The following is a 20,231-nucleotide window of genomic DNA, read 5'->3' on the forward strand; positions in this document are numbered from 1 at the left end:
CCATGGCTATCGAACTCAAAATGCCAGCGCTTTCGCCGACCATGGAAGAAGGCACGCTCGCCAAATGGCTCAAATCCGAAGGCGACACGATTGAACCCGGTGACATCATCGCCGAGATCGAAACCGACAAAGCAACAATGGAATTCGAAGCCATCGACGAGGGCGTGCTTGCCAAGATACTCGTTGCAGAAGGCACCGAGAATGTCGCCGTTGGCACCGTGATTGCCGAGATGGAAGGCGAGGGCGAAGAGGCATCGCCTGCTCCCGCGCCTGCCGCGAAAGAAGAACCTGCGCCTGCGCCAACTTCGCCTCCTGTGGCGACCAAGCCAGAGGTCAAGGCAACGCCAAGCGATCCGGAGATCCCGGAAGGTACGAGCTTCACCTCGACCACCGTGCGCGAGGCTCTTCGCGATGCGATGGCTGAAGAAATGCGCGCAGATAAGCGCGTTTTCGTGATGGGTGAGGAAGTCGCCGAATACCAGGGCGCCTACAAGGTAACGCAGGGCCTCCTCGATGAATTCGGTCCCAAGCGCGTCATCGACACGCCGATCACCGAGTACGGTTTTGCCGGCATCGGTTCGGGCGCTGCTATGGGCGGCCTCAAGCCGATCGTTGAATTCATGACGTTCAACTTCGCGATGCAGGCAATCGACCACATCGTGAACTCGGCAGCCAAGACCAATTATATGTCAGGCGGCCAGATGCGCTGTCCGATCGTGTTCCGCGGTCCGAACGGCGCTGCAAGCCGCGTCGCGGCGCAGCACTCGCAAAACTACGGCCCCTGGTATGCGAGCGTACCGGGCCTGATCGTGATTGCCCCCTATGACAGCTCGGATGCCAAGGGCCTCATGAAGGCCGCGATCCTTTCAGAGGATCCTGTTGTCTTCCTCGAGAACGAGCTTGTTTACGGGCGCTCATTCGAAGTTCCCGACCTCGACGACCACGTCCTACCGATCGGCAAGGCGCGGATCGTGCGCAAGGGCAAGGATGCGACGATCGTGACCTATTCGATTGGCGTGGGTCTCGCCTTGGACGCAGCGGAAGAGTTGGCAGGGCAGGGGATCGATGCCGAGGTTATCGACCTTCGCACGCTGCGCCCGCTCGACAAGGAGACGGTTCTCAAATCTCTCGCCAAGACAAACCGCCTGGTTGTTGCCGAAGAGGGCTGGCCGACTTGCTCCATCGCGAGCGAGATCATTTCGATCTGCATGGAGGAAGGCTTCGACGATCTCGACGCGCCAGTTCTCCGGGTCTGCAACGAAGACGTGCCGCTTCCCTATGCCGCGAACCTTGAAAAGCTCGCGCTGATTGACGCGCCTCGCATAGTCGAGGCGGTCAAGAAGGTTTGCTACGTTTGAAAGTGATGTGGGGAGGGCGCCTGAAGCGCCCTCTCACCCTCAGCTTGGGCGGTTAGCCGAATAGACGTTGCAACGAGCAACCGGCGCGGGGTCGTCTTCCCGATTATAGATTTGGCTGATGTCGCGCTTGTCGCGGACATTGAACGCAGCCGAATACTCGAGCTCCGTTCCGTCGAACATCTCGAACGGCGTCACAGACTCGTAGGTGTAATACACCTCAACGAAAATCACGGCAGTGCCGGATTCGGCCTTGATCTTGTCACGACGACGCGGACCGCCGCCCATGCCGGGGAAGCTGTTGTCGTCAGCGCCGATGCCCTCTTCGCCATACTGCGAATCGATCACTTTCGCGCCGCGACAGCGTTGCCAGCGGATGGTCTGACCATTCGGGCTGCTGCCGTCGTTCAGTTCATTGTCCTGAAGGCTCGAGATGATGATCCGGCCGTTCTCGTAAATCGAGTAGCGCGCACCCAGTTTTTCCGCGCCGACAAGCGTGCCGTTGATGTCATCCTCAAACACCTTGCGCGCAACGAGCACGTCGTTCTCACCGACGCGCGAGGCGTTATCAGCCACCTGCATGGCGATCTGGCTGACCTGCATATGCGTGATGGTGAAGTATGCGGTTTCGGTACCCATCATGCCGAGACCCAGAACGAGCGGCGCGGTGAAGGCAAACTCGACCATGGCGACAGCCGAATTGTCCTTCCACAAAGAGCGCATGCGGTTCGCGAAGGTCTTGGCGGGTTTCTCAGGGTTCTTTGTCATCACAGGCAATTCCCGGATTCTACACTGGTGTCTTGTTGGTCGTAGGGCTGGTTGCGCAGCACAGTGGAGGCGGTGACCTGCACTTCCTGCGGCAGGCCAGCGAGGCCATACATCGGAAAGACGCGCGGATAGGTCACAATGGCGGTGTAAAGAACCGCATCGCGAGCGCCGCCGATACCTTCCTCACCGCGATCAGCATCCCACTGACCGTTGCGGTTGGCATCGATGAAGACCTCGTTGTTGTCGCAAACGCCGTTGAGGTTGATGTCGTCGTACTCTTCTTCTTCACCGATATCTTCGAAGTCGAAGTGCGACAGCTTGTTGAGTTCGATCGTGGCGGTCGAAGGCACAACGTTGCTGATCTGGGAGATCACGTAGCCGTCAATCGTGCTCTCCTGGCTGCCTGCCGTCTCGAGCGTCAGGTCACGGCCTGCTTTCTGAAGCGCTCCGTTGACGAGCGACGTCGTGTACTGCGTATGCGCGAGGTCGAAGATACCCATGATCATGAGGATCAGGATCGGTGCGACGAGCCCGAACTCGGTCAGCGTCGCACCTGTCTGATCATCACGCAGGTGTCGTGTGAATTTGCTGCGGATCATTGCGTGAGCCTCAGTGCAGCGATTTCCTGCGCGATCTGTTCGAAGCGGGTTTCGAGCGCTGCCGTGTCATTGGCCTGGAAGGCACGGCCCGGCGTTGCACAGTCGATCAGGTTCTGCGTGAGGGTGGTACCAAAGGCGATTACCCATACCGAGATGTTCTCCTGGCGAGCAGCGCGGCAGGCAACCTGGAAACGCGTTGCGTGACGATCGCTTGCCTGGCCGCCAGAGCCGTCATTCGTGATGCGGCGATCCCACCACTCGATACCGTACATCGAGTAAATCTCTTGGTTCGGGACAAGCAGACCGTCGGTCATGAAGACAATGTGACGCGAGATTGCATCGCCGTTCGGAGCCGCTGCGTTCGAAGCAGCGAAAATCCCGTTGGGCGAGACGAAACGCGCACCCCAGATCATACCGAAGTCATGATAGGTGTTGCTGCGCGGCGTCAAGCCATCGACATAAGTCTCCAGATCAGTCCGGGAAATGTCGGTCAGTTTGAAGGCTGCTGCCGGGCAGCTGTAGCCGGGACGGTTTTCGTCGCCCGTCTGAGTGATGTTGCCGAGCACATTTCCGCTGCTGTCTTCACGCTTCCAGGTGGCGTTGCGAAGAACCGGCTTCCAAAACTCGTTTACGTTGGTGGGTGTCAGGTTGATCTTCAGGTCATGTGCGCCCTCAGGGACGGGATCGAAATCTGCGGTCGCAACAGTGTTCGCTTCCTCGACGCAGCCGTCCCATGTGACGTTGGTGTTCGTGCCATTGGTTCCGATTGGGAGGCTGATAACATTGTCATCATAAAGCGACGCAAGGTTGTAGGTAACTGGCTTGTAGGTCCAGTTCTGGAACGTCTCGGATTCGCCTTCTCTGTCTTCGACAATGTCGAAAAACACGTCGCCGCGCAATTCGTAAACCAGCCAGCCATAGCGACAGCGACCGTCCGAAGAACGGTATCCGCGACCACCCTGAAGGCGCCAGAGGATCTCATTACCATCGCGGTAGCGGGTACGCCGCTCGTCGCCGTTGACCGACTGACCGCTTTGGCCTTCGTGTGTACCAAGGTCGCTTCGCACGTCGAATTCGATGTCGTCGGGCTGCAATGCGGCACACTGAGATGAACTCAGTCCATACTGAGTACCATCGATGATGACGCCGAGATATTCCTCGTCGTCGTAATCGTAATCTTCGAAGCGAACGACCTCGACGCGTTCATTGCCCCATTCAGCCGTCGTCTCAAAGTTGGCTTCGCGCGACTGATAGGTGTGCGTCTGCGCCATCCAAGCCGGTTCGGTTGCCATCAGTGCAGCGCCGACATTCACGTTCGACGCATAGGGCACCATACCGTAGCGCACCTGAGCGCTCGGCGAAGTCGAAGTTTCGACCGTGTCGTAGAACTTAAGCACGGCACTACGCAGGCCTTTGATCTTTGCGCCTGGATCTTCGGTGTTGCCGCAGCTACCGCCGCCGGGGTTGTCGGGAGCACAATTCATCGAACCGGTAACGTCGACCACGAACAGCACGTCGGTGTTCGAGATGTTGACGTCGGCCTCGCATGTCACCGAGAGTGAAAACTCATCATACCCGAACGGCGCCATGATCGCGGTCGGCAAGGTTCCCGAGGCCTCGCCATTCACCTGCCCTGACTCAGTAGCTGTGTAGCTACGTTCAAGGTCTTCGAGGCCGAACGTACCGTCGGGATAGTTCTCATCGAAGAATTTCTCGCCGGTTATCCTGTCGGCGCGGCTGAAGTTATCATCGGCCATTGCACGGCGCGCGGCGAGCGCACCGGCGTCACATGCAGCCTGGAGTCGCGTTTCCGCCATGTAGTAGCGGCTAGCATCGACGCCGCCACCGACCATTGCCATCAATGGCACCAGCGAAGCCGCTGATATAACGATGGTATTCGCCGTGACATCCTTCGCCAACCGGCGGAAGAAAGTGGGGTGGGTTTGTGTATACTGGCCCATAGGTTGCGCGTCCTTCAGGTCAATCGAGCACGGGAATAGTGCGGGATTTCTGATATCTTCCCGAAGGTTTAGCGCATCGGTGGTAATCGATTTCCAAAGTGGCGTGGTAAATGAAACCCTAATTCTCGTGCGGAGGTTTAACCCATATCGGTGACCGCGGGCGGGTGGTTCCCCGTGCTTGACAATCCTCGAAAAACTGCGCCTAGCAGCGCCGCAAATGACCCCTCAATCGACCGAAAATCTGCCAGATGAAGCGCAACTTGCGATCGCTCATACCGCGCCAGCGATGCGCCGACCGTTAACCGTGTTTCTTGAACTAGATGCGCGCCTTGCCCGCATTGTAGCGGCCACAAATGAGCCCATGCTCGGACAAATGCGGCTAGCGTGGTGGCGTGATATGCTGGCCAAACCGCGCGAAGAGCGTCCGCAAGGTGATGCTGTTTTGGATGGGATTGGCGATCACTGGGCCGGGCATGAAGCTGCCCTGTCCGCTCTGGTCGATGCTTGGGAGATCATGCTCGCAGAAAATCTTGACGCTGCGGCAGCGCTGGAATTCGGGACCAATCGCGCACGTCCTGCGGAGGCCCTCGCAGAGATGGCTAGCTCCAACGCCGAACAATCGCACGCGGCGGGGCGGGGCATGATCCGCTGGGCATTGGCAGAAGCGGCAGTGAATATCAGCAATTCGGAAGAGCGGGAGATCCTGCTTCAACAGGCAACTGCGCAATTGCGGGAACGTGCGAGCTATCCCAGATCGCTAAAAGGGCTACGTATCCTTTCAGCCTTGGCAGAACGTTCGGTTCGCAAGGGTGGACGCCCACTCATGGAAGGTCGCGGCGCTGCGCTCACCGCCATAAGAGCCGCTATGCTCGGGTGATGAATATGTGTTATCCTCCCGGCACTTATGGGTCGCGGGAAATGACATGCGTCAGACAGTAATCGGGGTTTTCGTCGGTTTGATCCTTGCAGGGGTCGGGGTGTTCTGGTGGCAGGGCCGTGCCCAAGTTGAGCTCTATGCGCCGCCTCCGCCGGAGCCTGAGGAGCTCGTAGAAATGGATCCGAACGAGCTACCCGAAAGCGATCCGGGCGACATGGTTGGTCCCGCACCTCCCGAAGCGAGCGAACTCACACGCGAAGAGAGGCGCTTTTTCCGTTACGACCGCAACCGTGATCGGATCATTACGCGGCAGGAAATGCTCTCAAGTCGCAGCGATGCATTTCGCGCGCTCGATGTCGACGGCAATAATCTGCTCACTTTCGAAGAGTGGGCCGTGACGACGTCCGAGCGGTTTGAGAAGATGGACGAGAACAAAGACCTGGAACTCACGCAGGCCGAATTCGCAACCTCCGCTCCGCGGCGCAGACCGCGAAGAGCGTCGTGCGATTGCTAGGCTGGAACGGCTTCTTCGCTCGCATCTAGCCATTCGCGCAGATCGACCTTGGCGCGCGAGGTGTACGCTTCCTTCCTCTGCTTCTTCTTGACCTCGTGAAGAGGCGGGAAGAGGCCGAAATTGACATTCATTGGCTGGAATGTGTCTGCATCTGCATCGCCAGTAATGTGGCTGAGTAGCGCGCCCAGCGCGGTCGATGGTGGCAGCGGGCGCCAATCGCGGCCAGAGAGTTCTGCTGCCGTCATCATTCCCGAGACAAGACCAATAGCCGCGCTTTCAACATACCCCTCGCAGCCAGTGACCTGCCCGGCGAACCGGATATGCGGTGCAGCACGAAGGCGCAGCTGACGATCCAGAACGCGGGGAGAGTTCAGGAAAGTGTTGCGGTGAAGCCCGCCAAGCCGCGCAAATTCGGCATTCTCAAGGCCAGGAATGGTGCGGAACAGCTCAACCTGTGCGCCATATTTGAGCTTGGTCTGAAAGCCGACCATGTTCCACAGCGTGCCGAGCTTGTTGTCCTGACGCAGCTGGACCACCGCGTATGGCCAACGGCCCTGCGGATGCTCTTCCGTCGTATCGTAAGGGTTATCGAGCCCGACACCTTTCATCGGACCATAGCGCAGCGTTTCGACCCCGCGAGCAGCCATGACTTCGATTGGCATACAGCCGTCGAAATAGGGGGTGTCCTTTTCCCATTCCTTGAACTCGGTTTTTTCACCTTCGACCAAGCCCTTGTGAAAGGCGAGGTACTGCTCTTTGGTCATCGGGCAGTTTATGTAATCGCCATCTTCATTCGATGCCTCGGTCCGTTTGTTCCAGCGAGACTGGATCCAGCATTTCGACATGTCGATGCTGTCGCGGTGGACGATCGGTGCGATCGCGTCGAAGAAGGCAAGGCGTTCTTCGCCGGTTGCTCCCACGATGCTTTGTGCAAGCAACTGCGCGGTTAGGGGGCCGGTGGCGACAATCGTCAGCCCCGCTTCGGGCAACGTATCGACACGCTCGCGGACGATTTCGACATTGGGGTGCTCGCTGAGTGTTTTCTCAACCTCGGCGCTGAACACATCGCGGTCCACGGCCATTGCGCTCCCAGCAGGAACGCGAGCGACTTCACCGGCGCGCATGACGATGGAGTCGAGCTCACGCATTTCGTGGTGAAGCAGCCCGACAGCGTTTTTGGTATCATCGTCCGAGCGGAAGGAATTTGAACACACCAGCTCTGCCAGCCCATCGGTCTGGTGGGCAGGAGTCATCTCCCCGCTGCCGCGCATTTCGGACAGGCGGACTTTTGCGCCGCGACGGGCAAGCTGCCACGCGGCCTCGCTCCCGGCGAGCCCGCCGCCGATAATGTGGACATCATAATTCGAAGTGGTCTTGGTCATGGTCACGCGAGGTAGCCCTGTGCTAGCTCACCTTCAAGGCCGCAAAGGGGGAAGGGAGCACACGATGTCGAAGCGCGCATTGGTGAACCATCGTCCCTGGCTGCTTGCAGGCGTGATTGCGGCGCTGGCTTACTACTTCCTCTGGAACAACCCGATCGGCGGTATCTGGTTGATACTTCTGAAAGGTTCGGCGGTCGGGCTCCTCGCCATCTACGCGTGGCGCCGCGCGCCAGGCCTGGACGGGACGATCCTTACCATTACCCTCGTCCTTTCCGCGGCGGCGGATATGGCCCTGGAATTGTGGTTCGAAATTGGCGGGGCGCTGTTTGCCGCGTCGCATCTGGCAGCGATTGTTCTCTACCTGCGAAACCGCCGTGATCAGACCGCAGGGAGCCAGCGCTTGCTCGCAATCGTATTGCTGATCGGCGTTCCAGCCGTCTCCTATCTGCTGAGCTCAAGAGCAGATATCGCGGCTTACGCGGCGATTCTTGGCGTGATGGCAGCAAGCGCTTGGATGAGCCGTTTCCCGCGTTATCGCGTGGGTCTTGGCGCTGTGCTTTTCGTGTTGAGCGACTGGTTGATCTTTAGCCGTGAAGGCGCATTCAACCTGGCCCCGTTGCCCGACACGCTTATCTGGCCGCTCTATTTCGCAGGCCAGTTGATGATCGCAACCGGGGTCGTCCAGACCTTGCGCGGCGAGCATCCCGTCAGATAGAGCGCCTAGACTGCGGCAATTGTTGAACGGTGCAATTCGCGCCTGTGGCCTTCGTAGCCACCGGTCGCCTTGTGATTGACGCTTCGATTATCCCAGATGACCAGCATGCCGGGTTCCCACTTGTGGCGATAGACAAAGCGGTCCTGCTCGCACCACTGGTGCAATTCCATGATGAGTTGGAGGGCGTCCATGTCGTCCATGCCCTCGATCCCGACCGTATAGCTGATCGAGCAGAAGAGCGCTTCTTCGCCAGTTTCGGGGTGCAGTTTTACGAGCGGGTGTGATTGCCGGGCGAGGGCAGCTTCGCCGGGTCGGATCGACATTGAGCGTCCTTCGTCGTTGTCGCCATACAACCCATCGGGCGCGTAGCCGCGGCTAGCCGAATGGACCGCAGTTACTGCGCGAAGCTCGTCCTTGCGCTTGTCAGGAAGCGCAGCGAATGCAGCAACCTGATCCGAGAAAAGAGTGTCTCCTCCGACGGGCGGAATTTCGACTGCCATCAAGCAAGTGCCGGATGGTGGTTTGCGCAGAAAGCTCCAGTCGCTGTGCCAGTTTTCGGCAAAGAGTGTCGACGTCTCGTCCGCTTCGCGCTTGATCGCGGCGATGTGTTCGTGACCGTAAATTGGATCGAAGAACGGATCTTCGCCAAACCCACCCATTGCTAAGGTGAATCGCTCCAGCGCATCGTCGTCCATCTGCTGATCGGCAATTGCGAGGACCTTGTGCTCAAGCCACGCAGACCGAATGGCAGAAATGTCTGCATCGTCTAGCGCGACTGACAAGTCGATGCCGCTGACCCGCGCCCCGCAGGCCGCACCTGATGCTTCGATATGCATTCCCGACCTCTCCCAAAGTCTGTCTTCCAAACATACTGGAGAGGTCGGGTATGGCAAGTTTCACAACGGTGCTTACTCGGGCGGGTTTTCGCCCAGATTGTCGTCGGAATGGACCGTGGTGTCAGGCGTGGTCTCGTCGCCGCCACCGCGACGTTCGACCATCTCCTCGACAATGGCTTCTTCAGCCTCGTTCTCGGGTTCCTCGGTCTCGTCGATCTTGACGGCGCTGACAACGTGCTCGTTCTTACCGACAGTGAACAGGCGAACACCGGCGGTGTTGCGACCCATTACTCGCAGGGATTCGAGCCCGATGCGGATGAGCTTGGCCTGATCGGTGACGAGCATGAGCTGCTCGCCTTTTTGAACAACGAAACTCGCGACGACTGAGCCGTTGCGGTCGATATTGTCGATATTGACCACACCCTGACCGCCGCGTCCGGTCTTGCGGTATTCGTAAGAGCTTGAAACCTTGCCGTAGCCATTGGCGCAAACGGTGAGGATGAACTGCTCCTTCTCCTTGAGCGCGTCGTAGCGTTCAGGCGTAAGGTCTGGATCGCCTTCCTTCTCACCCTTCCACGGAGCAAACTTGATGTATTGCTCGCGCTCTTCGGGGGTGGTGCCGGTAGCGCCCAGCGTAGAGAGCGAAACGACTTCGTCTCCGTCGGCGAGTTTCATGCCGCGTACGCCGGTCGAAGTGCGGGAGGTGAATTCACGGACATCCTCGGCCGCAAAGCGGATCGCCTTGCCCGACTTGGATGCGAGCATGACATCGTCGCTAGGTGCAACAAGGCGAACGCCGATCAAGCGATCTTCGCTCTCTTCGTCGAACTTCATCGCGAACTTCCCGTTCGACGGGATGTTGGTGAAGGCGTCCATCGAGTTGCGACGCACATTGCCTTTCGCGGTCGCAAATACGACCGACAGTGCGCCCCATTCGTCCTCATCCTCGGGGAGGGGAAGCACGGTCTGGATCGTTTCGTCGGTATCCAAGGCGGGAAGCAGATTGATGATCGGACGACCACGCGTTGCCGGACCGCCTTCTGGGAGCTTCCAGACCTTCAGGCGGTAAACCTTGCCCGCGGTCGAGAAGAACAGCACCGGGTTGTGCGTCGAGGTGACGAACATTTCAGCGATGGCGTCCTCGTCCTTCGTACTCATCCCTGCGCGGCCCTTGCCGCCGCGGTTTTGCGCGCGGAAGGTCGAGAGCGGGGTTCGCTTGATGTAGCCGTCGAGCGTAACCGTCACGACCATGTCGTCGCGTTCAATCAGGTCTTCGTCGTCGAGGCCGTCCCATGCGGGTGCGATTTCGGAGATACGCGGCGTCGCATAGGTCGCACGAATTTCTTCGAGCTCCTCGCGCATGACCTCGTAAAGCTTCACGCGGTCGGCGAGGATGGCGAGGAATTCCTCGATCTTCTCGGCGAGCTCCTTCAGCTCATCACCAATCTCGTCGCGGCCCAGCGCGGTAAGACGGTGGAGGCGCAGGTCGAGAATGGCTTTCACCTGGCGGGTCGAAAGCCGGTAGGTGCCGCCCTCCTGATCCGAGCTCGGCTCGATCGCTTCGATCAGCCGGATATACTGGGCGATGTCGCCGATCGGCCATTCCTTGGTGAGCAGGCGCTCACGAGCGGTGGCCGGGTTGGGTGCGCCGCGAATGATCGCGACCACTTCATCGAGGTTCGATACCGCGACCACGAGGCCGAGCAAGATGTGCGCGCGTTCGCGGGCCTTGTTGAGCTCGAATTTGGTGCGGCGCGTGATGACTTCTTCGCGGAAGGAGATGAAGGCCTGGATGAAGTCACGCAGCATGAGCGTTTCAGGCCGTCCGCCGCGAATGGCGAGCATGTTTGCCGGGAAACCAGATTGCGCTGGCGTGTGCCGCCAGATCTGGTTGAGCACGACTTCGGCGGTGGCATCACGCTTAAGGTCGATGACGATGCGCGTGCCGTCGCGGTTGCTCTCGTCGCGGATGTCGGAAATGCCTTCGATCCGCTTGTCCTTGGCGGCCTCAGCGATCTTCTCGACCAGGCCGGCACGGCCGACTTGGTAGGGGATCGAGGTGAAGACGATGCTTTCGCGGTCGCCGCGTAGCGGCTCGATCTCGTGACGGCAACGCATCAGGATTGAACCGCGCCCGGTAGTGTAAGCAGCTTTCGCGCCGCTCGTGCCGAGGATCAGCGGAGCAGTGGGGAAGTCGGGTCCGGGGATGTATTCAATCAGCTCTTCCGACGTGATCGCCGGGTTTTCCATGAAGGCCAGGCAACCGTCAATCACTTCGCCCAGATTGTGCGGGGGCACATTGGTGGCCATGCCGACAGCGATACCCCCTGCACCGTTGACCAGCAGGTTGGGGAAGCGCGCTGGGAGCACCGAAGGCTCTTGCTTTCGGCCATCGTAATTGTCGACGAAATCGACAGTGTCCTTATCGAGGTCGTCGAGCAGCGTGTCTGACACACGCGCAAGCCGCGCCTCTGTGTAGCGCATCGAGGCGGGCGGATCGGGATCGGGAGAGCCGAAGTTCCCCTGACCGTCGACCAGCGGCACACGCATCGACCATGGCTGCGTCAAGCGAGCGAGCGCATCGTAGATTGCGCCGTCGCCGTGAGGGTGAAAATCACCCATCACGTCGCCGACGATCTTCGCGCTCTTCACGTAAGGCCGTCCGGCGACAAAGTTGCCGAGCTTGGACGCATAAAGGATGCGGCGGTGAACCGGTTTCAAGCCGTCGCGCACATCGGGAAGCGCGCGGCTGACGATCACGCTCATCGCGTAATCGAGGTAGCTGGTCTTCATTTCATCGACGATGTCGATGCGGTCATATCCGTCTGCGGGGGCAGGGGATGCAGGGTCGATAATGTCGGTTTCGTCGCTCAAAGCGAAAGCCCGTTTCTAGTTGTTGTTTTCGGAAAGAAGTTCTGTTGGTCAGATGTAGGTGCTGGGGCGCGGTTTCGCCATGGCCACAGCGGAACACAAAGGGTACAGACACACCTTTTTCCACACTTGGTGACCGACACGCGGTAGCCTGCGCTCACCTTACCGCTTGCTGAACGATTGTTGCGCGCTTCTTTTCTATTCGTGCGATCCATTCAATCGCCGTTCAGCCCGGTTCGTCTAGTTAGAATTGCAAATGTCGAGGCTCTCGCTAAATGAGCGGCGCAGACATTCATAAAGACCGCGACGACTGGAAGCCGCGCGGCAACAACATCACTCGCTGGAGGAACCCCCCAATGCTTACACTTATTTCGCGCAAGCGTGCTTCGTCGTTCGCACTCGCGATTTCGCTTGCGACTGGCACGGCTGTCATCGCAACTGCCGTATTCCCGACCGAAGCAAGCGCTCAGCGCCGCGACCGTGACCGGGATCGCGACCAGCAGCAGGAATCTGATGGTGGCGGCTACAGCGACGCATTCCGCGCTGCCTACGTACCGCTCGACGAAGCCATGAAGGCTGAGGGCGGCGACATCACCAGCATGCGCGCCCAGTTCCAGCAGCTCGCTGGCGTGCTGAATACCAACGACGAGAAGATCGCCGGCGGTGGCCTGATCTTTAACGCAGGCATCCGTCTGCAGGATCGCCCGCTGCAGCTGCTCGGCATGGAAAACATGCTGGCAAGCGGCAAGGTCCCGGCTGAGCAGGTTGGTCGCTACAACTTCATCGCTTATCAGCTTTCGAATGAAGCACGCGACTACGCCAAGGCGCGCCGCTATCTTCAGGGTGCGATTGACAACAACTTCACCACTGAAACGATCAGTGCGTCCTCGCTGCGTATTGCGATGGCCGAGAGCTTCTTTGCCGACAACGATCTGACTTCAGGATTCGATTACCTTCAGCAGGCGATTGCCGATCAGAAGGCGTCGGGCCAGCCGGTCGATGAACAGTGGTATCGTCGCGGTGTCACCGTCGCCTACGAGAATGAAGTCGTGCCGACCGTCTACGATTTTGTCACGATGTGGATTAGCGATTATCCGTCGGCCACAAACTGGCGTGATGCGATCAATGTGGCTCGCAATCTCAATACCTATGAAGGTCCCGAGATTCTCGACCTCTTCCGTCTCAGCCGCCGCGTCGGTGCGCTTAGTGACGCATCGGACTACGACTATTACGTGGAAGCAGCCGACGCACGGCGTCTGCCGCGTGAGGTCAAGGATGTGATCGACGAGGGTATGGCCGCTGGCATCGTCAGCTCGGGCAACCTCTTCATCACCGAGGCTCTTGAAACCGCCACAGGGCGCATTGAAAGCGACCGCGCCGATCTTCCGGCTCTTGAGCGCGATGCACTGGCATCCGATGCTGGCCTTCGCACCGTTGTTGCGGCCGGTAGTGCGTTCCTGAGCTACGATGAATTTGGCAAGGCAGAGACCTTTTACGAAAAGGCGCTCGGTATGGCTGGCGTCAACACCAACGAAGCGCTGACCCGACTGGGCATCGCGAAGCTTGGTCTTGGCAAGTATGACGAGGCACGCAGCACCTTTGCTCGCGTGTCGGGCAACCGCGCATCGATCGCCAAGCTCTGGATCGCTTATGCGAACGAGCTTGAGAAGAACACTGGCGGTGCTGCGGCTCAGTCGGCAGCATCTGTCGAAACGATGTAAGCACCCAAAAACGGGAAAAGAAAAGGGCGCCGGGAGCTGATCCCGGCGCCCTTTTTCGTTCGGCCCTAAGCGCGACAATCAGCGCAGGCGTTTCACATACACCTGGTTGTCATCGCGGTGTTCGAGCACGAAGTTGTCGAAGCTTTCGAACATCTCCTTGAGGCTCTTGAAACCGTGGTTGCGCACATCGAAACTCGAACGGTTGCCGGCAATCTGGCCAACCTGTGAGAGGCGGGCAAAACCGCCGTCTTTCTTGGCCTCGGAATAGGCGGCAAGGATCAGGTCATCGAGTTCATCGTCGACAGAAGATGCGTCTTTCTTGCTGCTCTTTCTTGCATTGGGTGTGTCCGCTGCGTTTGTCGCGATCAGCTGCTTGATATCGATGAAGCGGGTGCACACTGACTTGAATGCTTGCGGAGTTTTCGCCTCGCCGAAGCCATAGACGATGATTCCATCCTGCCGAAGCCGAGTAACGAGCGGAGTGAAGTCGCTGTCCGAGGTCATGATGCCAAAGCCGTCGACCTTGCCCTGATACAGGAGGTCAATCGCGTCGATCGTCATCGCCATGTCTGTCGCGTTCTTGCCTTTGGAGACGTCGAACTGCTGCTGTGGGCGAATGCCGAAACGGTTGGTGATCTTATCCCAACGCGCAAGATTGTCCTTCGCGAAGTTCCCGTAAGCGCGGCGAATATTCACCTGTCCGAGCTCCGCCATCACGGTAAGGACGGGGTCGATACCTTCGGGCGTCGTGTTGTCCGCGTCTATCAGAAGGGCGATATTCTTGAGTTCTGCGTCAGGCATGCAGCGCTCAATGACGGTGCGGCCAAACTAGGGCAAGCGAATATTCTTGCGCTGGATCAGTCTTCAGGCAGGAACTCGCCCGTTTCCTCGTCGAGCGAGTAGAGCACACCTTCCTTGATCGAGAAGTGAGCGCCCCGCAGCTTTATCTCGCCCACTGCTTCCTTGTCCGCGACCCACGGAAAGGTGCGCAAGTTCGCAAGGCTTTGGCGTATCGCGGCAAACTCCATGGCCAACTCAGCCTTGCGGCCCGTCGTTCCGTGTTTGCGCTCTACGGGTAACCGCGCTTCGCTGAGCAGGTCAATCCAGTTGGCGATAAAGCCGCCTTCGCCAGGCTCCTTCTCGAGATAACTGCCGCTCAGCGCCGCCTTGCATCCGCCGCAGCGACCATGCCCCATGACGAGGATCTGCTTCACCTCGAGCATCTGAACCGCAAATTCGACCGCTGCAGAAACGCCGTGAAGACCGGGCTTCTGTTCAAATGGAGGGACGAGCGCAGCCACATTGCGGACAACAAAGATCTCGCCCGGATCAACGTCGAAAATCTGTGCAGGATCGACGCGGCTGTCCGAGCAGCCGATAATCATGAGCTTTGGGTGCTGACCTTCAGCTACGGTCTCATCGAAACGAGCTTTCTGGCGCGGATACGTATCCTCGCGAAAGCGACGATAGCCCTTCAAGAGCTCAGCAAATTCAGGCAACGATGCCTCCCTACGCGTCGGCGCTTTTCTCCCTTAGAAACGCTCGCCGCGGATAACCTGCACGTCCCACATACTCAGGACGAAGCCGAGATGTGTAAGCATGGGAGCAAGCTCTTCTGCAAGCGCCATCGCCTTGTCTTCCGCAGCAATTGTCAGCACCAGCACCTTGTCTGTGCCCATCACGCTCTCTTCGCGCCAGACACCTTCACGGCCTTTGCCGCTCGTGACGGGAACGATTGTCCAACCGGTAATCCCGATCCGGTCGATTGCGTTAGTAACCCGGCGCTGCAGCGCCTTGTCGGCGAGGATTTCTATGCGCTTGCGCGTAACGGTTTCAATCATGGCATCGCTCCATTGGCGCCGGTCAAAGATGCCGCGAGCGCGCTTATCAGGCCGATATTGATCAGCACATTGAACGGAAAGGTGATGCTGAGCGACATGGTGAGGTAGATGCCCGGATCAGCTTCGGGGAGGGCTAGCCTCATCGCGGCAGGGACCGCGATGTAGCTTGCGCTGGCACACAAAACGCCCAGCGCCGCAGCAGAGCCTGCATCGAGTCCAATAACCACGCCAAGAGTCGTGCCGACTGCGCCATTCACGATAGGCAGAAATATGGCGATGGCACCGAGCCTCCATGTGATCGAGCGCGACTCCATGATCCGCCGCATCGCGATCAGGCCCATGTCGAGAAGGAAGATACACAGCACGCCCTTGAACCCTGCCTCGAAGAACGGGCTGACAGGTGCAAAACCTACTTCTCCTCCAACCATCCCAATCACGAAAGCGCCCAGCAGCAACATGATCGAGGAGTTCGTGAAGACTTCATGCAGCATCTCGCCTGTCGACTGGGTGCCCGCCTTGCTCCCCATGCCACGCGCGAGCAGGAGGCCGCTAAGGATTGCTGGCGCTTCCATCGCGGCCATGACAGCAACCATATAGCCTCCGGGCTCGCGCGATTGTCCGGTCAGGATCTCAACCGCTGTGACAAAGGTGACGACGCTGATCGATCCATAGTGCGCTGCGACCGCGCCTGAATTGATGCGGTCCAGCTTGCCGAATGTCTTGAGAACGCCATAGGCAAAGAATGGCAGGATGAAGCCTGCAGCAATGCCTGCTCCGAGTGCGGAGACGACGGTAACATCAACGCCCGACTTCGAAACCGCAACACCGCCTTTCAGGCCGATTGCCGCCATGAGGTAGAGCGACATTGCTTTCGCAATCGGTTCCGGGATCGCAAGGTCGGAGCGCGCGAATGCCGCAAACAGGCCAAGCACGAAGAACAGCACGACCGGCGAAGTGAAGGTCTGAATTGCTGTCTCGAACATGGCGTTGGAGGTAACGGCTTTTCGGTTTTCTGCAAGTCACGCCCGCTCAACGAACTAAGCCGATTGGCTACGCTTGCAGCATCGCCGCGTGGGGCCTAAATGGACCCGCATGAACGACCTGTCCAATCCGCCTGAGGCAGCCAAGAGCGAAGAGCGCCCACAACGTCAGCGCAAGCCTGACTGGATTCGCGTCCGCGCGCCGGTGAGCCAAGGCTACAATGAGACGCGCAAACTCATGCGCGAGCTCAACCTCAACACGGTTTGTGAAGAGGCCGCTTGCCCCAACATTGGTGAGTGCTGGTCGAAGAAGCACGCGACGGTCATGATCCTCGGAGATGTGTGCACCCGCGCCTGCGCGTTCTGCAACGTCAAGACCGGCATGCCACGCCCCGTCGACCCGATGGAGCCCGAGAATACGGCCGCGGCTGCGGCAAAGATGGGCCTTGAACACATCGTCATCACCAGCGTCGATCGCGATGACCTTCCCGACGGAGGGGCAGGGCAGTTCGTTAAAGTGATCGAGGCGCTGCGTCGCAATACGCCCGACACCACCATTGAAATTCTGACACCGGACTTTCGCGGCAAGATGCGCCCTGCAGTTGAGGCAATCTGTGAAGCTGGGCCCGATGTCTACAACCACAACCTCGAAACGGTCCCGAGGCTTTATCCGACGATTAGGCCCGGAGCGCGCTATTACGCATCACTTCGCCTTCTCGAAGAGGTAAAGGCGCACAACCCGCTGATCTTTACAAAGTCAGGCATCATGCTCGGCCTTGGTGAGGAGCGCCTTGAAGTGCACCAGGTTATGGATGACATGCGCAGCGCCGATGTCGATTTCATCACGATGGGCCAGTACCTGCAGCCAACGCCCAGACATGCGAAGGTGGAAGAATTCGTCACGCCAAAGGCGTTCGGAGCGTACGGTTCTATCGCTCGAGCCAAAGGCTTTTTGCAGGTTGCTTCCAGTCCCCTGACGCGTTCGAGCTACCATGCTGGCGATGACTTTGCTCAGATGCGAAAGGCGCGCGAGGAAAAGCTCCGCAAAAAGGATCGGCTGAGCGTCTGATGGTCGGTATCCGCGAAACCCGCAGGTTGCCGTATAGCGCCGAGCAGATGTTCGATCTGGTCGCCGATGTCGCTCGCTATCGTGAGTTCCTGCCATGGGTCATCGCGACACGCGTCCGCTCGAATAGCGAGACCGAAATGGTTGCGGACATGGTGGTCGGCTTCAAATCAATCCGTGAGACATTCACGTCGCGCGTATCCAAGGATCGCCCTCGCGAGATCGCGGTCCACTACGTCGATGGCCCCTTGTCCGATCTCGACAACGTCTGGACCTTCAGGCCGATTGACGAAAACACGTGCGAGATCGACTTTTGCGTTGATTTTGAATTCAAGAACCGGGTGTTTCAGGCGCTTGCTGGCCAGTATTTCGACCGTGCTTTCCGCAAGATGGTCGCGGCTTTCGAAGCGCGCGCGCACGAGCTTTACGGTAACAACAACTCGAGCGCGCAGATCGTCGCCTGATGCCGGATCGCGGCGCGGCCGCCTGGTCCTTCGCCGCCTTCGAAGTGCTTGAGTTCACCCTCGGGCTCACCGTCCTGGTTGCGATAGGCTCTGGCAAAGACCACCGTTCCAACCGGCTTTAGCTGGGTTCCACCGCCGGGGCCTGCTACCCCGCTGATTGCGACCGCGACATCGGCATTTGAGCGTTCCAGCGCGCCGGTGGCCATAGCCCAAACGCATGCAATCGAAACGGCGCCAAAGGTTTCGATGATATCCTGGGCCACACCCAGCGATTCCATTTTCGCTTCGTTCGAATAGGTGATGAAGGCACGGTCGAGCACGGCGGAAGAGCCCGCAATCTCTGTGATCGCGCCAGAGACGAGACCTCCAGTGCAGCTTTCTGCGGTGACGACCTTGCGCCCAGCGGCTTCATTCTCTGCGACCACCCGTGCGGCGAGGTCGGTGATGTCTTCTGGGAGGATGTAATTGCTCACTCTGCCGTGCTTTCGCTCGCAGCCTGTTCTTCATCCTCGCGCGCACCCAGCTCTACGATCAGGCCCACCATCTGTGCGATATTGTCTGCCGGAAGCGGATCAAGGATCTCCAGGCCGCGCTCGATAACCTCGCAGTCGTCCGTCTTGATTTCCTGACCAATCAATCCGCCGACCAGCCCGTCGACGAATGGACGCAGTTCGTCATCTCCCAGCATGGCGAAGACGGCGGTCATCTCACGCGCATCCTCATCACCGCTTGCCATCATGATCATCGCGTCTTTTGCGGCAGGCCACGCATCATCCATTCCATCGGAAAACTTGGCCATAAGCCGGTCAGAATTGCTGAGCGCGTAACCGCCCTGGTCAAGACTGGCCGAGCACTTGGTCACGAAGCTGTCGAACGCAATCGGGAGCGCATAGCGCGATGCCGCCGCAACTGCTGCGGGGTCGAGATTGCTTGGCTGCGCAGCGGCAGGTGAAACGCTGAGAGTGGCGGCTGCGGCGAGCGATACAAAAGCGAGTTTTGTAGCGTTGATGGTGTGTTTCATGTCGAAAGGTCCGTCCTTTTCTCTTCTCAGTTTGCCGCGTGAAGCGCGACAATCGCCTGTGCAGCGATACCTTCACCTCGGCCGGTAAAACCCAGCCTTTCTGTCGTCGTTGCCTTGATACTAACAGCATCTTCACCAAGGCCGGTAATCCTTGCCACTTCAGCCCTCATGGCGGGGCGATGGGGGCCGATCTTCGGGGCCTCACAGATAAGCGTGAGGTCGATGTTTCCGAGCGCGTAACCTGCTTCTTCGGCAAGCTTAACAGCATGTTCTAGGAATTGACCTGAGCGTGCTCCTGCCCATTGGTCATCGCTTGGTGGAAAATGCGTTCCGATATCGCCCTTGCCGATGGCGCCCAGCACCGCATCGGTTATCGCATGAAGCGCCACGTCGGCATCGGAATGGCCAGCCAAGCCATGGGTGTGTTCGAGCTTTACACCGCACAACCACAGCTCTTCGCCTTCTGCCAGGCGGTGGACGTCATATCCTTGTCCGATGCGGAATGGCGCAATACTGGCTGTGTCCATCAGGTCTTCTTCAAAAGTGATCTTCTTGAGGCGTTCATCACCCTGAACCAGTGCGACTGAACCTTGCATGGCTGCGAGGACCTGCGCGTCATCTCCGGCATCGGTTTGTGAATTCCATTCGCGGTGAGCAGCGAGAATGTCCTCAAACCGGAATGCCTGCGGTGTCTGCACTCTTCGAAGCGTCTCCCGATCGGCCTTGCCCGCCATGGTGCTGGCGTCACCGGCGACCGCGAGGCTGTCGACGACGGGAAGGGTCGGGATCGCACCTTGATGCTCATCCAGAGCTGCCAGGAGCCGCTGGATCACTTCCAAGGGCAGGTCCGGGCGAGCTGCATCATGGATGAGGACTTTTGCCGGCGGTTCTTCCGCCAATGCTTCAAGCCCGGCTCGCACGGAATCCTGTCGTGATGCGCCGCCTTCCACAAATCGAAACCCGGTAAGACCCTTCAAAGCGTCTTCGGCATCAACCTCGGCTCCAGCTGCGATCACCACCAAAAGAGGATCCGCACCAGCGGCGCGAAGTGTCTCGACTGAATGGCGGATAAGAGGCTTGCCGCGCCAGCTGCGATATTGCTTGGGAGTGTCTCCGCCGACCCTCAATCCTTTTCCCGCAGCAACGACGATAGCGGCAAATGAGGGGAGGGTGGTGACTTGGTCCATGGTGGCGCCAGCGCTTAAGGTCTGGACGCAAGTTTCGCAATCCACTATGCGGCTGCCCAATATTTAGGCATAC

20 protein-coding genes are annotated in these 20,231 nt (G+C 58.9%); 7 read left to right on the plus strand and 13 right to left on the minus strand.

All coding sequences use genetic code 11. The features are described 5' to 3' along the window. Positions 1 to 2 precede the first annotated feature (2 nt). Positions 3 to 1,358, plus strand: coding sequence for a pyruvate dehydrogenase complex E1 component subunit beta (locus tag AC0V6T_RS06125; protein WP_486125216.1), 1,356 nt, complete (start codon positions 3 to 5; stop codon positions 1,356 to 1,358). Between the two features lie 39 nt (positions 1,359 to 1,397). Here AC0V6T_RS06125 and AC0V6T_RS06130 read toward each other — a convergent pair whose 3' ends face one another. From AC0V6T_RS06130 to AC0V6T_RS06140, 3 genes are read right to left on the minus strand one after another with little or no spacing between them, the layout of a single operon-like run. Beyond that, a complete protein-coding gene (locus AC0V6T_RS06130) occupies positions 1,398 to 2,123 on the minus strand; it encodes a TadE/TadG family type IV pilus assembly protein (RefSeq protein WP_486125218.1) in 726 nt (241 codons plus the stop codon). Continuing rightward, positions 2,123 to 2,722 (minus strand): TadE/TadG family type IV pilus assembly protein, encoded by a 600-nt coding sequence (locus tag AC0V6T_RS06135; RefSeq protein ID WP_486125220.1) that lies wholly within the window; start codon positions 2,720 to 2,722, stop codon positions 2,123 to 2,125. The genes AC0V6T_RS06130 and AC0V6T_RS06135 overlap by 1 nt, the downstream gene beginning before the upstream one ends. Further along, positions 2,719 to 4,683, minus strand: coding sequence for a TadE/TadG family type IV pilus assembly protein (locus AC0V6T_RS06140; RefSeq protein ID WP_486125222.1), 1,965 nt, complete (start codon positions 4,681 to 4,683; stop codon positions 2,719 to 2,721). Before AC0V6T_RS06140 ends, AC0V6T_RS06135 begins: the two co-directional genes overlap by 4 nt. Before the next feature lie 397 nt (positions 4,684 to 5,080). Here AC0V6T_RS06140 and AC0V6T_RS06145 point away from each other — a divergent pair, with 397 nt between their 5' ends. Together AC0V6T_RS06145 and AC0V6T_RS06150 are read left to right on the plus strand one after the other, a co-directional pair. Continuing rightward, positions 5,081 to 5,560, plus strand: coding sequence for a hypothetical protein (locus AC0V6T_RS06145; RefSeq protein ID WP_486125224.1), 480 nt, complete (start codon positions 5,081 to 5,083; stop codon positions 5,558 to 5,560). Between the two features lie 46 nt (positions 5,561 to 5,606). Next, positions 5,607 to 6,074 (plus strand): EF-hand domain-containing protein, encoded by a 468-nt coding sequence (locus AC0V6T_RS06150; RefSeq protein ID WP_486125226.1) that lies wholly within the window; start codon positions 5,607 to 5,609, stop codon positions 6,072 to 6,074. Here the strand turns inward: AC0V6T_RS06150 and trmFO are convergent. Then, entirely contained in the window at positions 6,071 to 7,456 is a 1,386-nt protein-coding gene (trmFO, locus tag AC0V6T_RS06155; RefSeq protein ID WP_486125228.1) for a methylenetetrahydrofolate--tRNA-(uracil(54)-C(5))-methyltransferase (FADH(2)-oxidizing) TrmFO, read from the minus strand. The two genes, AC0V6T_RS06150 and trmFO, sit on opposite strands and share 4 nt — an antisense overlap. A gap of 64 nt (positions 7,457 to 7,520) precedes the next feature. Between trmFO and AC0V6T_RS06160 the strand changes: the two genes are divergently transcribed. Next, complete coding sequence (locus AC0V6T_RS06160) at positions 7,521 to 8,171, plus strand: lysoplasmalogenase family protein (RefSeq protein ID WP_486125230.1); 651 nt, start codon at positions 7,521 to 7,523, stop codon at positions 8,169 to 8,171. 5 nt (positions 8,172 to 8,176) lie between these two features. Here AC0V6T_RS06160 and AC0V6T_RS06165 read toward each other — a convergent pair whose 3' ends face one another. Both AC0V6T_RS06165 and gyrA read right to left on the minus strand, forming a co-directional pair. After that, positions 8,177 to 9,007, minus strand: coding sequence for a TauD/TfdA dioxygenase family protein (locus AC0V6T_RS06165; protein WP_486125232.1), 831 nt, complete (start codon positions 9,005 to 9,007; stop codon positions 8,177 to 8,179). Between the two features lie 72 nt (positions 9,008 to 9,079). Further along, on the minus strand, positions 9,080 to 11,881 hold the full coding sequence (gene gyrA, locus AC0V6T_RS06170) for a DNA gyrase subunit A (protein ID WP_486125234.1): 2,802 nt from the start codon (positions 11,879 to 11,881) through the stop codon (positions 9,080 to 9,082). Positions 11,882 to 12,234: 353 nt separating this feature from the next. Here gyrA and AC0V6T_RS06175 point away from each other — a divergent pair, with 353 nt between their 5' ends. Beyond that, entirely contained in the window at positions 12,235 to 13,599 is a 1,365-nt protein-coding gene (locus AC0V6T_RS06175; RefSeq protein WP_486125236.1) for a hypothetical protein, read from the plus strand. A 78-nt stretch (positions 13,600 to 13,677) separates the two neighbouring features. Here the strand turns inward: AC0V6T_RS06175 and AC0V6T_RS06180 are convergent, their stop codons facing one another. The 4 genes from AC0V6T_RS06180 to AC0V6T_RS06195 are packed head-to-tail and all read right to left on the minus strand — an operon-like array spanning position 13,678 to position 16,423. Next, the gene (locus AC0V6T_RS06180) at positions 13,678 to 14,400 is read right to left on the minus strand and encodes an NYN domain-containing protein (RefSeq protein WP_007164255.1); all 723 of its coding nucleotides are present in this window, start codon (positions 14,398 to 14,400) and stop codon (positions 13,678 to 13,680) included. 56 nt (positions 14,401 to 14,456) lie between these two features. Beyond that, positions 14,457 to 15,098 (minus strand): carbonic anhydrase, encoded by a 642-nt coding sequence (locus AC0V6T_RS06185; RefSeq protein ID WP_486125238.1) that lies wholly within the window; start codon positions 15,096 to 15,098, stop codon positions 14,457 to 14,459. 33 nt (positions 15,099 to 15,131) lie between these two features. Then, positions 15,132 to 15,440 (minus strand): P-II family nitrogen regulator, encoded by a 309-nt coding sequence (locus tag AC0V6T_RS06190; RefSeq protein WP_486125240.1) that lies wholly within the window; start codon positions 15,438 to 15,440, stop codon positions 15,132 to 15,134. Next, the gene (locus tag AC0V6T_RS06195) at positions 15,437 to 16,423 is read right to left on the minus strand and encodes a sodium-dependent bicarbonate transport family permease (RefSeq protein WP_486125242.1); all 987 of its coding nucleotides are present in this window, start codon (positions 16,421 to 16,423) and stop codon (positions 15,437 to 15,439) included. Before AC0V6T_RS06195 ends, AC0V6T_RS06190 begins: the two co-directional genes overlap by 4 nt. A 109-nt stretch (positions 16,424 to 16,532) precedes the next feature. Between AC0V6T_RS06195 and lipA the strand changes: the two genes are divergently transcribed. Next, positions 16,533 to 17,489 (plus strand): lipoyl synthase, encoded by a 957-nt coding sequence (gene lipA, locus AC0V6T_RS06200; protein ID WP_486125244.1) that lies wholly within the window; start codon positions 16,533 to 16,535, stop codon positions 17,487 to 17,489. Continuing rightward, complete coding sequence (locus tag AC0V6T_RS06205; protein WP_486125246.1) at positions 17,489 to 17,950, plus strand: type II toxin-antitoxin system RatA family toxin; 462 nt, start codon at positions 17,489 to 17,491, stop codon at positions 17,948 to 17,950. Before lipA ends, AC0V6T_RS06205 begins: the two co-directional genes overlap by 1 nt. Here the strand turns inward: AC0V6T_RS06205 and AC0V6T_RS06210 are convergent. Genes AC0V6T_RS06210 through AC0V6T_RS06220 form a run of 3 tightly spaced genes read right to left on the minus strand, consistent with a single transcriptional unit; the run spans position 17,911 to position 20,158 of the window. Next, a complete protein-coding gene (locus tag AC0V6T_RS06210) occupies positions 17,911 to 18,423 on the minus strand; it encodes a CinA family protein (protein ID WP_486125248.1) in 513 nt (170 codons plus the stop codon). The two genes, AC0V6T_RS06205 and AC0V6T_RS06210, sit on opposite strands and share 40 nt — an antisense overlap. Further along, complete coding sequence (locus AC0V6T_RS06215) at positions 18,420 to 18,971, minus strand: hypothetical protein (protein ID WP_486125250.1); 552 nt, start codon at positions 18,969 to 18,971, stop codon at positions 18,420 to 18,422. Before AC0V6T_RS06215 ends, AC0V6T_RS06210 begins: the two co-directional genes overlap by 4 nt. A 26-nt stretch (positions 18,972 to 18,997) precedes the next feature. Further along, the gene (locus tag AC0V6T_RS06220) at positions 18,998 to 20,158 is read right to left on the minus strand and encodes a bifunctional 2-C-methyl-D-erythritol 4-phosphate cytidylyltransferase/2-C-methyl-D-erythritol 2,4-cyclodiphosphate synthase (RefSeq protein WP_486125252.1); all 1,161 of its coding nucleotides are present in this window, start codon (positions 20,156 to 20,158) and stop codon (positions 18,998 to 19,000) included. Positions 20,159 to 20,231 lie beyond the last annotated feature (73 nt).

This window comes from Erythrobacter sp. S158 (assembly GCF_057364915.1).

Coding starts and splice junctions, on each gene's coding strand:
- trmFO (WP_486125228.1), bottom strand. CDS start 7,456: ATGACCAAGACCACTTCGAATTATGATGTCCACATTATCGGCGGCGGG.
- AC0V6T_RS06145 (WP_486125224.1), top strand. CDS start 5,081: ATGCTGGCCAAACCGCGCGAAGAGCGTCCGCAAGGTGATGCTGTTTTG.
- AC0V6T_RS06215 (WP_486125250.1), bottom strand. CDS start 18,971: ATGAAACACACCATCAACGCTACAAAACTCGCTTTTGTATCGCTCGCC.
- AC0V6T_RS06195 (WP_486125242.1), bottom strand. CDS start 16,423: ATGTTCGAGACAGCAATTCAGACCTTCACTTCGCCGGTCGTGCTGTTC.
- AC0V6T_RS06125 (WP_486125216.1), top strand. CDS start 3: ATGGCTATCGAACTCAAAATGCCAGCGCTTTCGCCGACCATGGAAGAA.
- AC0V6T_RS06205 (WP_486125246.1), top strand. CDS start 17,489: ATGGTCGGTATCCGCGAAACCCGCAGGTTGCCGTATAGCGCCGAGCAG.
- AC0V6T_RS06130 (WP_486125218.1), bottom strand. CDS start 2,123: ATGACAAAGAACCCTGAGAAACCCGCCAAGACCTTCGCGAACCGCATG.
- AC0V6T_RS06175 (WP_486125236.1), top strand. CDS start 12,235: ATGCTTACACTTATTTCGCGCAAGCGTGCTTCGTCGTTCGCACTCGCG.
- AC0V6T_RS06190 (WP_486125240.1), bottom strand. CDS start 15,440: ATGATTGAAACCGTTACGCGCAAGCGCATAGAAATCCTCGCCGACAAG.
- AC0V6T_RS06160 (WP_486125230.1), top strand. CDS start 7,521: ATGTCGAAGCGCGCATTGGTGAACCATCGTCCCTGGCTGCTTGCAGGC.
- AC0V6T_RS06140 (WP_486125222.1), bottom strand. CDS start 4,683: ATGGGCCAGTATACACAAACCCACCCCACTTTCTTCCGCCGGTTGGCG.
- AC0V6T_RS06135 (WP_486125220.1), bottom strand. CDS start 2,722: ATGATCCGCAGCAAATTCACACGACACCTGCGTGATGATCAGACAGGT.
- AC0V6T_RS06180 (WP_007164255.1), bottom strand. CDS start 14,400: ATGCCTGACGCAGAACTCAAGAATATCGCCCTTCTGATAGACGCGGAC.
- lipA (WP_486125244.1), top strand. CDS start 16,533: ATGAACGACCTGTCCAATCCGCCTGAGGCAGCCAAGAGCGAAGAGCGC.
- AC0V6T_RS06165 (WP_486125232.1), bottom strand. CDS start 9,007: ATGCATATCGAAGCATCAGGTGCGGCCTGCGGGGCGCGGGTCAGCGGC.
- AC0V6T_RS06150 (WP_486125226.1), top strand. CDS start 5,607: ATGCGTCAGACAGTAATCGGGGTTTTCGTCGGTTTGATCCTTGCAGGG.
- AC0V6T_RS06220 (WP_486125252.1), bottom strand. CDS start 20,158: ATGGACCAAGTCACCACCCTCCCCTCATTTGCCGCTATCGTCGTTGCT.